Origin of the sequence: Gemmata obscuriglobus (genome assembly GCF_008065095.1) — a bacterium.
GTDB lineage: Bacteria > Planctomycetota > Planctomycetia > Gemmatales > Gemmataceae > Gemmata > Gemmata obscuriglobus.
This window is the reverse complement of sequence record NZ_CP042911.1, coordinates 4493283-4506410: the sequence shown is the minus strand read 5'-3', so window position 1 is coordinate 4506410 and position 13128 is coordinate 4493283. Positions and strand designations below refer to the sequence as shown.

Annotated in this window: 11 protein-coding genes; all 11 read right to left on the bottom strand. The window is 59.6% G+C overall.

Translation table 11 applies throughout. The features are described 5' to 3' along the window. Positions 1–11: 11 nt before the first annotated feature. Positions 12–980 (bottom strand): permease, encoded by a 969-nt coding sequence (locus GobsT_RS18790; protein ID WP_010033744.1) that lies wholly within the window; start codon positions 978–980, stop codon positions 12–14. A gap of 87 nt (positions 981–1067) precedes the next feature. Continuing rightward, a complete protein-coding gene (locus tag GobsT_RS18785) occupies positions 1068–2075 on the bottom strand; it encodes a metal ABC transporter permease (RefSeq protein ID WP_010033743.1) in 1008 nt (335 codons plus the stop codon). Positions 2076–2092: 17 nt separating this feature from the next. Next, the gene (locus GobsT_RS18780; RefSeq protein ID WP_232068384.1) at positions 2093–3178 is read right to left on the bottom strand and encodes an aminotransferase class III-fold pyridoxal phosphate-dependent enzyme; all 1086 of its coding nucleotides are present in this window, start codon (positions 3176–3178) and stop codon (positions 2093–2095) included. 336 nt (positions 3179–3514) lie between these two features. Then, positions 3515–4057, bottom strand: coding sequence for an RNA 2'-phosphotransferase (locus GobsT_RS18775; RefSeq protein WP_010033741.1), 543 nt, complete (start codon positions 4055–4057; stop codon positions 3515–3517). Positions 4058–4059: 2 nt separating this feature from the next. Continuing rightward, a complete protein-coding gene (locus GobsT_RS18770; protein ID WP_050790200.1) occupies positions 4060–5310 on the bottom strand; it encodes a Gfo/Idh/MocA family protein in 1251 nt (416 codons plus the stop codon). Between the two features lie 242 nt (positions 5311–5552). After that, positions 5553–6503, bottom strand: a complete 951-nt coding sequence (locus GobsT_RS18765) for an acetyl-CoA carboxylase carboxyltransferase subunit alpha (RefSeq protein ID WP_010033737.1) — start codon at positions 6501–6503, stop codon at positions 5553–5555. 43 nt (positions 6504–6546) lie between these two features. Beyond that, positions 6547–7416: a serine/threonine protein kinase gene (locus GobsT_RS18760; RefSeq protein ID WP_010033736.1), complete on the bottom strand. Its 870-nt coding sequence runs from the start codon at positions 7414–7416 to the stop codon at positions 6547–6549. A 9-nt stretch (positions 7417–7425) separates the two neighbouring features. Next, positions 7426–8355 (bottom strand): ferredoxin--NADP reductase, encoded by a 930-nt coding sequence (locus GobsT_RS18755; RefSeq protein ID WP_010033735.1) that lies wholly within the window; start codon positions 8353–8355, stop codon positions 7426–7428. Between the two features lie 117 nt (positions 8356–8472). Beyond that, on the bottom strand, positions 8473–9330 hold the full coding sequence (locus GobsT_RS18750) for a sugar phosphate isomerase/epimerase family protein (protein WP_033197726.1): 858 nt from the start codon (positions 9328–9330) through the stop codon (positions 8473–8475). 288 nt (positions 9331–9618) lie between these two features. Continuing rightward, the gene (locus tag GobsT_RS18745) at positions 9619–12084 is read right to left on the bottom strand and encodes a VIT and vWA domain-containing protein (protein WP_010033733.1); all 2466 of its coding nucleotides are present in this window, start codon (positions 12082–12084) and stop codon (positions 9619–9621) included. Positions 12085–12259: 175 nt separating this feature from the next. Continuing rightward, positions 12260–13072 carry a hypothetical protein gene (locus GobsT_RS18740; RefSeq protein WP_148087798.1) on the bottom strand — a complete coding sequence of 271 codons (813 nt, stop codon included), beginning with the start codon at positions 13070–13072 and terminating at the stop codon, positions 12260–12262. Positions 13073–13128: the final 56 nt, after the last annotated feature.

Here is a 13128-nt window from a genome sequence, read left to right as displayed (position 1 = left end):
TAAACCGGCTGCTAACCGGCGGCGCCGGGCGGGAGCCCGGTCCAGTTGTTCGCATCGTACACGAGGTGAACACCGACACACAGGATGAGTGTCAGCACGATAACGCTGATGGTGATTGTCACGATCAGCCGCGTGCGGAACACGCGGGTGAACATGAGCACCAGTTTCAGGTCGAGCATCGGCCCGAGCACCAGGAACGCGAGCTTTCCCGAGACGTGCAGTTTGGTGAAACTCGCCGCGACGAACGCGTCCGCCTCGCTGCACAGGCACATGAGCACGGCCAGGAACATCATCGCGGGGATCGCCAAAAACGGCTGGTCCGTTGAGATGCTCTGGATCTGGGTGTCTGTAATGTAGATACGGGCGATCGCCGCAAGCACGCACCCGAGGATCAGGAACACCATGATATCGACGAAGTCGTGCAGTGCTGTGGCCGAGATGTTCCCGAGCCGGCGCATGAGCGGCTCACGCGGCTTCGGTGCGGCCTGGGCTTCGGCCTCCGTGGGCTTGACCGGGGGGATCGCGCTCGTCGTCAGCAGCGCGTTGCCGTACTTCCGGAATTGTAGCTGGACGATCAGGCCCGTGACGCACGCCACAATGAACGCCAGTCCGACCCGCAGTCCGACCATCTCGGGACCGATCTTGTGGTCCTTGAAAGCCACCCAGGTGCTGAAGATCACGACCCCGTTAATGACTGGCCCGGCGAGCATGTAGGCGATGCAGCACGACAGCGGGAGCCCTTTTCGCAGCAACCGCCGCATGACGACGACGATACCGCACTCACACATCGGGAACAGCAGCCCGAGCACAGCGCCGATCATCACCGACGGGAGCACGGCCTTGGGTAAAAACTTCGTGAGTGCCTCTTGCGGGAGGAACTCTTCCAGGATGCCCGCAACGACCGCGCCCAAGACGACGAACGGCATCGCCTCCCATAGCACGGAACTGAACCGGAACAGGAAGTCGAGGATACCTGACACAGGCGGTTACTCGTCGCGTGGAAGGTGAACCCGATACGGGTAGTACGCCGACCCGTGCGCGGGTGTTCACGGGCCGTTGGCGGGTATTTAGGGGCATTGTCCGAACGGGTGATCGTCGCCGCAAGGGTCGTCCGGTCCGTGCCGGTGGAACTGCTGGAACTGCCGCCCCCCGAAGATCGGCGCGAACCGGTTCCACGCGGCGACCGCCGCCATCGACAGGAAGAAGCCGGCGACGCTTACGACCACGATTGTGCCGCTCGGGCTGAAATCCACTCTCTGATTGCCGACGGAAATCGTGAACTGCGAACTGAGCCAGTACCCGAGGCCGCCCGCCCCCAGACAGAAGGCGATCGTGAGCCAAAACATCTGGCGCAGGGTGCGGGACACGTTCGCGGCGGCGGCGGCGGGGACGATCAGGAGGGCGTTGATCAGGAGCGCCCCGACGGCTTTAATCGACAGGTTCACGACCAGCGCGAGCAAAATGATGAAGAGGTAGTTGTTGAGAGTAACGCTCATGCGCCGGGTTCGGGCGAGGCTCGGGTTGAAGCTCGCGAACATGAGCTGGTTGTACCGCCAGAGGAAGAGGGCGCACATGAGCGCCAGAACCACGCAGAGGTAAACCAGATCCAGCTCGTCGACGAGTACGAGGCTTCCGAACAGGAAGGTTTCGAGGTTCACGCTGCTGACGTTCTGAACCATTTTGGTCAGCATGGCGCCGAACCCCAGCGCGAGCGCGAAGAACACGCCGATGACCGTATCGTGCGCGAGCCCCGTGCGCTCGCGCACGAGTATCATCCCGACCCCGACCAAAACACCGAACGCAACCATTACCAACGGAACAAGCCACGCGGCCGTGGCCTTGTTGTCGGTGCCGAGGACCAGGACGCTCAAGAACCCCAGAGCGACGCCCGCGAACGCGCAGTGAGCCATCGCGTCGCTGAAAAACGCCATCCGGTTGCCGACCACCATTGCACCGACGGAACCGCACAGTGAGCAGACCACCAAAAGGGCGAGAATGCCTTTGACGACGAACAAGTGCGTTCCGGCCGCGTGGGCCACCCAGCCGAGGGCGTCGGCAATGCACGCTTCGGGCATGTCAGACTCCCAGGGAGCTATGCGGTCATGCGCCGCGCGGAGCGGAGCATGAGTGTGACGGCGGTGTGGGCCTCGTCGGGGGTAATCACCAGCGGAGGTGACACGCGAACCACCTTCTTTGCGAGGGGGCCGAGCAGGTGTATGCCGTCGGACTCGGAGCCGTCACCCTGGTAGCAGGCCAGAACGAGAGCATTCGCCCATTCGGCGGCCGTGCGCTCGGCAAAATCGCGCATCTCGACGCCCCAAACCATACCGCCGTCTTCGCCGCGAACGTTGGCAACGAAGGGCAGTTCTTTCAATGCGACGAGGCCGCGCTCGATGATCGCGGAACTCGGCTTCATTTGCCCGAGAACGTCCGCGCGCTCAAAAGCGTCCAACGTAGCCTGTACGGCGGCGCAACAGAGCGGGTTCGCGCTCCAAGTGTCCGAGGCTTCCCCGTAGCCGAGAGAATCAAAAATATCGGTTTTGCCGACCGCTGCCGCAACCGGAATACCGTTCCCGAGCCCTTTCCCTAACACCACAATGTCGGGCTCAAGCCCGTAAGTCTCGAACGCGAACATCGCCCCGGTGCGACCGAAGTTTGCCTGCACTTCGTCGATAATAAAAACTATGTCATGTTCCCGGCAGAACCGCTCCAACCCCTGGAGGTACTCCTTCGGCGGGTGATACGAACCGCCGCCCCCGAGGTAGGGTTCGGTGATGAGTGTGCCCAGCTTCATACCGTACTGATGGCGAAGAGCGTCCAGTTCCTTCTGATACGGCGTAAAGTCGAAGGGTTGGCCGCGGAGGCTGATGTCGCGGCACTCGGCCATCGGGAACGAGATGAACTTGACCCTCGGGTCGCGCTCGGCGTCGGTCTCACTCCCGGTAACGGCGTTGGAAAGTCCCTTCTTGCCGTGGAAGCCGTGCCGGGTGGCAATGATCATTGGGCGGCTTCGGTCGCGTGCGAGTGCGGCCCAGAGCGCCTTCTGAATCGCTTCCGACCCAGACGCCGCCCACAGCACCTGTTCCATTCGATTTCCGCCGGGGGCGGAACGCATGAGCTCGATCAGCCGCGCGCTCGCTTGCACCTCTACTGGGGTGACAGCGTTGTAAGCGGTCATTGGGACCGCGGGGAAGTAGCCAGCCGGGGCCGGGTGGGGCAGGGGGGTAGTTGAACCGTTGAGAGCGGGCCAGCCCATGTAGCGGAAGTACGCCCGCGTCCAGGCGCTGGGGTTGTGCCCCAAGTTCGAAACGAGCACGCCGGAGGTGAAGTCGTACAGGCGCCGCCCTTCCGGCGTCCAGTGGTAGATGCCGGCACTGGCGCTCAGCACCGCCTGTGTTGGCGTGAACGTTCGGAGCGAGTGCGGCTCAACGCGCGCCAGTTCAGTTCGTCCCGCGTTGGAATCCGGCTCGCGCGGGTGTTGAATGGGTGGGACCATCGTGTCTCTCCGGTGTGACTACAGCCGAAGGTACTGAGGCGGGACGTGATCCACAAGCCACACCCCGTTTGCGGAGCGGTAAAAGATGTAGCCGTCGGCACTCATCTGTGCCGCGTGAACAGTGATAACCACTGGCTTGCCGTGGCGTCCGCCCACCTTTCGCGCGGTGGTGCCATCTGCCGAGAGGTGAACGTGGTGCCGCGCCATTTTCAACAACCCATCACGAAGAACTGATGAGATGTTCGTTTCGGTGGTGCCGTCGTACAACTCCGTCGGCGGTTCGACGGGTTCAAATTGAAGCTCGACCTCGGCTGAGTGCCCCTGGTTTGCCCGGATCTTGGTGCCGGTATCGTCGATCGCGAAGCGCTGCTTCTCGCATTCCGAAACGACGACATCGAGATCCTCGCGCGAAATGCGCGTGCCTGATCGCGCGAGTCCAGAGAGTAGGTCGACAATCGGCACCCACCCCCCGCGTTCCAGGGTGAGTCCGGCCGATTCGGGTTCGTGTCGGAGCACTTTCGATAAAAACTTACTGATTCCGGTGCGTTGCTTCTCATCCACGGTTAGACTCGGTTGTGGTAAATGACGAGCGGCGTGGCGTTTCCCGGTTCGTACAGCACCAACCCGCCGAGGGGTTCATTCACCTTGACCACGCAACCCGGAGTGCCGCTGGCCGCGCGCCCGAGAACAGCTTCAAGGGCTTGGACGATCGCGACGCAGTTTCGGTCGGCAGAAAGGTCGTTGTAATCGAGGGCGCGCATCGCGCTTAAACGATGCGCCCGTTCGTTTGGAGAGCCGCCGAACTCGACGAACGCCACTTCTTGGAAAAACCGCTCGATGACCTCGATCCCGTAACCGCGCTGCGACCGTTCGCCCCACGGTTCAAGGAACGTTCCGTTATAGTGATAGTTCGGAGTGTACTTGAGTTCGCCAGGGGTGCGATTTTCGACGGTGAGTTCAACACCGCGCTTCCGCTGATGGGCATTCCAAACGCCGTTGTCGAACCGGAATTGCACCTCCTGATCAACGTAACCCGGAAAATTATCTGGCGCGACCCAACTCGTGTGGATGTCGAAGGCCGCTTCGCGCTGGTCTGGATGCCGGTACACGATTTGAAGTTGCACAGAGTCCCAGGTGGTGCCGGTTGCTGCCCCAACGAGTCCTCGCTGACCGGTAGCCGACACGCGGCAGAGCGACCACTCGGGACCGAAGGTGAAGTCAATGAGTTTCAGGTAGTGGACCGCGACGTAAGTTGCGGGGTTTCGGCCGGCGATCCACTCTGCGAACTGGCCGCCGCTGATGGACTTGGGCTCGAGGAGGGTGCAGTAGCCGTTGTTAACGTGCCGCAGAACGCCGTCCTGGTACAGGGTCCTGAGTTTCTTGTGGTCCGGGTCGGCGAGTTTGTGGTACACGACTTTGGCCAAGACACCATTTTTGGCTGCCAATTGCGTTAATTCGTCGAGCTCACGAAGGGACAGAACGGACGGCTTCTCGATCAATACGTGCTTTTTTGCGATCAGTGCGGCACGTGCCGCCTCGAAGTGCCTGTCGTCCGGAGTGGCAACGCACACTGTGTGGCAATCTGTGGCGAGTAAATCCGCGATCGCCGCGGCACCCGTGAAACTCTGAATCCCCTGAAAAGGCGCAATCGGAGTTGATGCAACGAATCGTGACACACGCTCGCCTGTGCGAGAGGCAACTGCACTGAGGCGAAGGTAAACCGGACCGCTTTCAACCGCGTAGAGCGGATCGTGACAACGTCTCTCGAAAACGGGGCGGTACGTTTCGTCGAAGATCATTCCGAACCCGACCATTGCGCAGCGCAACTCGGCCGGGAGCATCGTTGAATTGCTTTCCATTCTCGCGGTTGTAGCGAGCTCGAGAGATTCGGCGAGTATGCTATTCAAAGTTAAGAATACATAAGAATCATTATCGGACTCACTACCACACAGCTGGTTGCCGAGTCATCACGTCTGATAATTGATATTATGTAATGTCGATGTCGCTCGTTTCCAGCACGCGTCGAGACTCCGAAACTGGAAACGAGCTTTAAATGCTACGAGAAGAAGCCCATTCGCCGAAATTTGCCATAGCGTTCTTCCAGAAGCGCGCTATCCGATAACGTCGAAAGCCGCCGCAGTTCCCGTGACAGGTGTGATTTGAGGATGCCGCCCATGCCACGTGGGTCACGGTGTGCGCCGCCTAGCGGCTCCTCGACCACTGTGTCGATAACACCCACGCGGCTCAAGTCTTTCGCCGTTAGGCGCAGAGCTTCTGCTGCTTTCGGTTTGGTTTCGTCGGTCGCCACCTTCCACAAAATCCCGGCGCATCCCTCTGGGCTGATGACTGAATAGTAGGCGTGCTGGAGCATCCCGATCGAATCTCCAACGCCGATCCCAAGTGCCCCGCCTGAGCCCCCCTCACCGATCACAACACAAACGATCGGCGTTGCCAATTTGGTCATCTCGATAATACTTGTTGCGATCAACTGCGACTGCCCGCGCTCTTCCGCACCAATCCCAGGGAACGCTCCCGGAGTGTCGATCAGGCAGACGATTGGCAGACGATACTTTGACGCGAGGTGCATCTTTGCTAGCGCCTTGCGATAGCCCTCCGGGTGCGCGCAGCCGTAGTAACACTGCTGGCGCTCGGCCAAGGTTTTGCCTTTCTGATGACCGATGAGCATGACCTTATGGCCGTCCACACGCGCGAAGCCGGCCCGAATCGCACGGTCGTCCCCGATCGCGCGGTCGCCGTGCAACTCGGCGAACTCGTCGAAGATCATGTCAACGTAGTCGAGGAACTGTGGTCGGTTTCGGTGCCGTGACACGAGCACCGTTTCCCACGCCGACAAGTTCGAGTAGCGTGTCTTTTTTAAGGCTGCGAGGTCTCGCCTCAGTTTCCGTAGCGTTTCTCCGGAGTCGGCATCTGGTGCCGACTCCAGGCGCATCAGCTCGAGTTCCAGTTCGTGGATATCTTGTTCGAACGGTAACGGGTCAGCGATCATATGGGTCTCTTCTGGAAATCCTTGATCAGCGAGTACTCAGCGGCTACATGTCCTCGGTATCTTTTTCCACCACGGACTTGTATATCTGCTTAACCTTCCGAAGTTCCATCAGCACTTCGTGGAAGTGTTCCGGCCGGTCCGTCCGTTTCTTCGCAAGCATTTTCAACACGAACGCGGAAAACTCGTCGGTCAGATCCGGGTTGTACATCGACGGAGGCGCGGGCTTTTCTGTGAAGTGGCGGCCGAGAAGGTCGTTCATCGACGTGCCACGAAACGGCGGCCGACCAGTTGTCAACTCGTAGAGCGTACAACCGTAGCTGTAGATGTCGGCCCGGCCGTCTAATTTCTCGTCCTTGATCTGTTCAGGGCTCATGAAACTTGGCGTTCCCTGAGGTTTGCCGGGGCGGTAAAACCACTTCGCAAAGCCAGTGGGAATTTTCTTGGTAATAGCAAAGTCAATGATCTTTGTGTCGCCCAAAGCGTTCACGAGCATGTTGTCGGGCTTGACGTCCCGGTGAACGAATCCGGACGCGTTCATGTAGGCGAGTCCGGTTGCAGCGCCCTTGAAGATCTTGCGGGCGTGCTCCTTGACGAAACTGAAATCTTTGGCCTGAAGTTTGATCCGCAAGCTTCCCGACGGAAAAAACTCCATAATAAAGTGAGGGCTTTCCTTCGACCGGTTCACTTTGGTAATGCGGATGACGTTCGGGTGCGTGAGTTGAGTCCCGACCTCGGCCTCGTTGAAGAGGATGCGGCGCTGCTCGGGATTGTCTGCGGCTTCCGGCAGCAGGATCTTCATCGCGAAGTGTCGGTTGCTCTGCAGCTCGACTACTTCAAACACCTGCGACGTTTGTCCGGTTTGTAGCAGTGTCCGCAACCGGTAGCCGGCAAGCGTCGTGTTGATTTCCGCCATCCCGTATCCTCACCAGTATTCTTCAAAGTGGACGTTGCCTTTGAGTTTCCGGGCCGCGACATCGGCCGTGAAACCCCGCGCTTCCAGAATTTCGACGGTCCCGACCGGTGACGGATACCTCACCTCACCGCTGTCCCGGTCATGCACGGGAACCCCGATCATCCTCGGGTTACCGCACAAGAAGACGTGAGTTGTTGCCGGATCGAGTTCGGTTCCGAGGTGACGTTCGAGTTCTCCGCTCTGAACCAGATCCTGAATGTACAACTTTCGCGTGTTACCCAGTTCGCGCGTCGTCAAAGGTATGTACGAATAGTTCGGAAACTTCTGGGCCAGCAATTGGTGGGTATTGTGGTAGCCCAAATCCCGTGCGTATCGTACACAACAGACGTTAACAATCTTTCCAGTGTGTCTTCGGCTAAGTAGTTCCCACGTCATGTAGTTATGTGGCGCTTCACCGGTCCCTGTACCGAGAAACAGCACGGTGTCGCAGGGCCTCACTGGGTCGAGTGTGTAATGGCCGGTCACTCGATCACCGAGGTAAATGCGGTCCCCTTCGCTGAGCGCGAACAGCCGCGGCGTTAACGCCGGAACCCGCCCGTCCGGGTTTTCTCGAACAAGTACGATGTAGAACTCGAGCCAGTCGCTGTCCTCGAGTCGCAGGAGGTCGCCGTCGTCGTCCAGAATGCCGCAACTCAGGGAATACGCTCGACGCACAACTTTCGTGAAATCTCCTTCGCTGAGTGATTCCGCTTGGCACCCTTCGGTGCGCCGTTCCCAATATCCGAGCCCCAGAGTGCAGTACTGCCCGGGCCGGTGTTCGGGCCGCGGGGCGTCCGGTTTCACGCGAAGAATCATCAGATCCGGGTTGACCAGCCGGAGCGAAACGACAGTCGCGTTGTAGCGTCTCTGGCGTAAGCTCGCGATATCCTCGGCCGTCATACGCGCGTGCCCAAGGAGAGTGGAAGAGGTAAGCACGCGCACTCGCCAATAGGTCTGGCGGGGCGCAACGCTTACCCTTAATTGTACGGCGCAGCGGGTGACACGCGCAGTGGGCAGTCAACCCAGCTTCTCGGCAGCGTTTTTCAGGTGCGCGATGCACTTCTTGACATCCGGAGCCGGGTCGTCTGGGTTGGCCTCGTACTCGATCGCAATATGTCCAGTGAACTTTGCGGACTTGAGAGCCTTTAGAACTGCCTGAACGTCCAACTGCCCCGCGGGATCACCGAAGGGCACGTCTTCCCGTTTTTTGTTGTCGTAGTCCTTGAGGTGCAAGGCGAAGTTGCGTTCCCCCATCAGCTTGATCTGTTCCGCCGGGTCCAGTTTCTCGCCGAGCTGCTCCATCCGCAACAGGTGCCCGGTATCGAGGCAGGTTCCGATAAGCTTGTGGTGGTCCTTAACAGCTCTCAGGATCACTTCCGCCGAACACCACTGGTGGCGTCCCTTCCCCACCGGACCATGCGGATGAATCGCGATCGCGATTTTGTACTCCTCACAGAGCTTGTCGAGGCTGTCGAAGCTGTCCATTGAAGGATCGGCGCTGAGGTAATTTGCACCAATGGCCTTTCCGAACTCGAACAGCTTCCTGTTGGCGTCGTGGTTCTTGCTGAACCCTGATACGCCGAAACCAATCGGGGTGACTTCGTACTCTTTGCAGAGTTTGAGAATTGCGGTCAGTTTCTCGGGCGTGGAGTCGGTTGGGATGTGCTTCGAGAAAAACTCTGCGTGTTTGAGGCCGAGCTGTTTCGTGCGTTTTAGCATGCCTTCCAGGTCGAAGTTACGAAAGGTATAGCTCTGCACGCCGACAGTAAATCCACCAAAGTCCGGCGCCGCTTGAAGCGACCGTGAAGTCATCAAACAACTCGTGCTGGCGGCGGCAGCGAGAAACGAGCGGCGGGAGAGGTGCCCTGCTTGCATTTTCTTTGGCTCCAGGTACAGATGAACCGTTTAGGATTCTGCCACTTTGCAACGTGAAATGCCATGAGAAAGCGCGCCCTTTCCCCTTGTAAGGCCGTTCTGGGCTTTGGTCTGGGTCGTCGGAGCAAGCCTCCCTCCTCTAAGGGAAACGGAGGCTAAATGCAACTTCCCGTCTCGGTTAATTATTGGGCGAAAACATTACATAACTTTTATTATCGGTCTTGAATGCACTACAATCGGCACCCGCGGCAAAAAAGCGGCGGGCGCCGATTTTACCGATTGCACCAGTCAAGACTTCCCGACAAATAAAGCGTCAATCTCGTTGTCTTCGATCTTTTCCTGGCCTTCGCTCAGATCGACAACGAGTGCCGTCCCGCTCGGCGTCACCCACACGAGGTGATTCCCCAGCAGGAACACGTCTTTCATCTGCGGTTGCTTCTCCAGGACGCGGAAATACGCGTCGCTATGGGCCTTCACGGTTACAACCTTCGTGTTTGGCTGAAATCCGTCGTCGATCCACACGCCACCGATCTCGAGACAGTTGCGGCCCTGCACCTGTCGGTTCGCGGTCAAACTCACGCGATGCTGGTTGCGGAGGTTGTTGGCGGCGCACGACAAATCGACGCCGAGTTGTCCCGACTGGTAGGCCCCCCTTTCACGCCCCCTGAGGGCTGAGCTGGAGTCGTCCCAGGTCTTTTTCTGGACGGCCAATTTCTTGATCTCATCTGCCAACCGAGCCCGCTGAGCAGGATCTGCGTTCGCGTTCAGGCTCTTCAGCGCGTCCTTCACCTGGCGCTCGGTTTCCAGTCCGCGATTCGCTGCCAGCGCCTTCCCATCGCCCTTTTCGCCCTTCGCTTGCTCTTTTGCGAAATCCTCAACACGTCCTGGCTTGCCTATCGAACCGGTAGCAAGACCCGGAGCAAATCCGCCGGCCGCGGCGACCGGCGCTGCAAGCGGCGCCGGCTCGTTGGCGACACCGCCCCTCACCGGCACAGGGGAAACCACCGGCATCGCGCTGTCGGGCACCACCAAGTGCGATGTGTACGGTGTCGCGATCCCGTACCTCTTCGCAAGCATAACGACTTCGTCAACCAGCTCCTTCTTTTCCCCGTTCACGCGGATCTGATCGAGGATGTATCCCACCTTGCGCCGCGCCCACAGCGGCTCCACGAAGTCCTTTCCGACGTCGCTCTCGGTTTTCCCGGGGAAATTGAACTCGTAAACGAGTTCCTGTCGCTCCTTCCCGACGAGACCCGTCAGTCGAATGACCGACGGGCCCTCCCCCGTGTAACGCCCGATCACGACGAGCTGCGTTCCCTGGAACAGGTCCGGCAGTTTGGGCGGATAGATCTCGTGGAGCTGCACGTTCTCGCTAGTTGCCAGTTGCACGTCCGTGAGTACGGGGTTGCTGATCTTCGCGTACAGGCCCGACACCTTCACCTCAATGTCCTCGGCCTCGCGAACGTAAGTGCTGACGGCCCGGGTCGAATCGGCCAGTTGATCGAGCATTGCGGCGTTGACATCATCCCCCACGCCAAACGTGAAGATGCGAGTGTTACCGGTGTTTTTGGCGAGGACGTTTTTTACGATCTTGTCGGCGTTCGTTTCGTCCACGGTCGGTTGCCCGTCCGTGAAAAACACCATCGTGAACGGGCGGGACGGGTCGCTGGACCGCATTGCAAGGGCGTCGTTGAGCGCGGGCCAGATCGCGGTACCGCCGCTGGTCTTCAGTCCGTCTATCCACTTGGTTGCGAGATCGAGGTAATCCGTGTTGGCCGCCACCAGCTCGGACCGAAACTTGGTTACCGTGGTCGAGAACCGGACCACGCCGAACCGGTCCTCGGGCTGGAGTTGCGACAGGCAGAACTTCACCGCCTTCTTCGCCTGCTGCATCTTGATGTCCGACATGCTGCTCGAGGTGTCGAGCACGAGCACGAGATCGCGGGCCACGCGCTTCTTTTCCGCTTCTACTTGCGGCGAGATCAGGAACATGAAGTAGCCGTCCTCGGTCTGAATCGGCTTGTAAACGAGGGGACTGAGGCCGATGTCCTTGTCACCGTGGCCGTAGAAGAGCTGAAAATCCTTGTCGAGGAGCGCCTGCTTTCGCTCGAACGTGACGCTCACCTCTTTGTCGCTCTTTCGGACGGTGTTGACGGCGTGTGTCGGGCTGTACACGTTCTGCACGGCGTGTCTCGACTTGATGGTGAGGCTCACCGAAAACTCTTCCAAAGTGCGGGTGGCCTTCCCGTCCGTCTTCAGCGGGTACACGTACTCGACGACGCTGCCGTCTTTCGGAGCAACGAACTTGTACGCGAGCTTGATCTTCTGGTCGCCCTTCGGGGGAATCGGGAACACGCTCAGTTTCATCAGGCTGTTACCCAGGTATTCCAGCAGTCCTGGGTCCTGGGTGCGGCGCACCACATCGGTGTACACCTTGTGCGCGTGCTTGGCGTCGAGTAACTCGCCGCCGAGTTCCTTACCGTTCACCCACATCGTAAACCGGTCCACGCTGGCGCCCTTCGGCACCGGGAACAGGTAAGTGGCTTCTAGATTGCGGTCGGTGTGGTTACGGAACGTCTGCTCAACCGTGGTCAGTGCCACCTGCTCGTCGATGACGACAGTAACCTTGTGTTTCACCATCGCGAGCGGCGGCAACTTCTTGTCTTCAGGGATCAAGATGCCGGCCGCACCTGCGGGCGTCGCGCCGAGAAGCGCGATCGCGAGCACCGAGAGAGGGATTCGCAGGAACCGCATGTGAAACACCTCCGAACGAAAGACGGTCCGGCCGCAGCGGAACCGCTTTCGTTATGACGAGGTGGCGATGGAAGGCGTTTTGAGGAACGGCCAGACGTTACAAAGGGGTTACGGCACGAAAAGTAAGTCGGTGTGTGGGCAGTACCGTGCCGCCCACACACCGAGGACTTATTGGTCACCCGGCCGGACGGATGATAATGAGTGCCGGAACGGCTGCGGACTTGCGTATCCCGCGTTTCTGGAGGTACTGCTTGAGTTCCACAGACTGTAGCGGGTTCGTGCGCGGAATACCGGGGTGAGTCGTTTGCCACGTCAGCAGCACCATCGGCCTCTCCTGCGCTTTAGGGGCTGGCGGTGTGCTCCCTCCCGACACCGATTGAACCACCTGATCGAGCGTGTTGGCGCTGACTGCTTTACCTGGAGGAACGACACGATCGGCCCCGCCGCTGCCGTGTGAACTGTTGCCCGCCGGACGTTTGTAAAGCCCGACATCCACACCCAAAACCGTCTTCAGTTCGAGTTCGTCGGATCGCACGACGGCGGCAGCGTGCAGCGAATCACCGACACGTGGCGAGTATTTGGCATCCTCAACCGCGACCTTGGCAAACAGCGCGGCAAGCTCTTTTGCAGTAAGACATTCGGTGTACACCACCGCTGAGTGTACCTGTTTCTTCTTGAGCCGATCGAGCGTTGTGGCATCTGCGTGAACCGTCACGCCGCTCGCGCGGGCCGCGTGCTGCAACATCTCGACGCCGCGAGCGGGGTCACGCACGAACAGGTCGAACCGCACAGGTGAAGCGTCCGAGGTCTCTCGCCCGATTGCGTCGAGCAGTTCGTTGCTCACGTCCTCGCGACCAAGGTCCGCGACCGGACGGAGGAACGGTACTCTCACTTCGATCCGCTCGAACGGCGGAAGCTTCGGCAGGACCGGGAACCCGATCAGATCCGTTCTGACGGTCCGTGGAGGTGGCGCCGTGGCGAACGCCACGGGGGGAACTTCGTGCGGGGTCGGAGCCGGCGGCACAGGCGACTCACCTCCTCGAA

Bases quoted from the DNA above. Each gene is read 5' to 3' on its own strand.
- GobsT_RS18780 (WP_232068384.1), bottom strand. From the start codon at position 3,178: ATGACCGCTTACAACGCTGTCACCCCAGTAGAGGTGCAAGCGAGCGCG.
- GobsT_RS18745 (WP_010033733.1), bottom strand. From the start codon at position 12,084: ATGCGGTTCCTGCGAATCCCTCTCTCGGTGCTCGCGATCGCGCTTCTC.
- GobsT_RS18770 (WP_050790200.1), bottom strand. From the start codon at position 5,310: ATGGTCGGGTTCGGAATGATCTTCGACGAAACGTACCGCCCCGTTTTC.
- GobsT_RS18755 (WP_010033735.1), bottom strand. From the start codon at position 8,355: ATGACGGCCGAGGATATCGCGAGCTTACGCCAGAGACGCTACAACGCG.
- GobsT_RS18750 (WP_033197726.1), bottom strand. From the start codon at position 9,330: ATGCAAGCAGGGCACCTCTCCCGCCGCTCGTTTCTCGCTGCCGCCGCC.
- GobsT_RS18765 (WP_010033737.1), bottom strand. From the start codon at position 6,503: ATGATCGCTGACCCGTTACCGTTCGAACAAGATATCCACGAACTGGAA.
- GobsT_RS18785 (WP_010033743.1), bottom strand. From the start codon at position 2,075: ATGCCCGAAGCGTGCATTGCCGACGCCCTCGGCTGGGTGGCCCACGCG.
- GobsT_RS18760 (WP_010033736.1), bottom strand. From the start codon at position 7,416: ATGGCGGAAATCAACACGACGCTTGCCGGCTACCGGTTGCGGACACTG.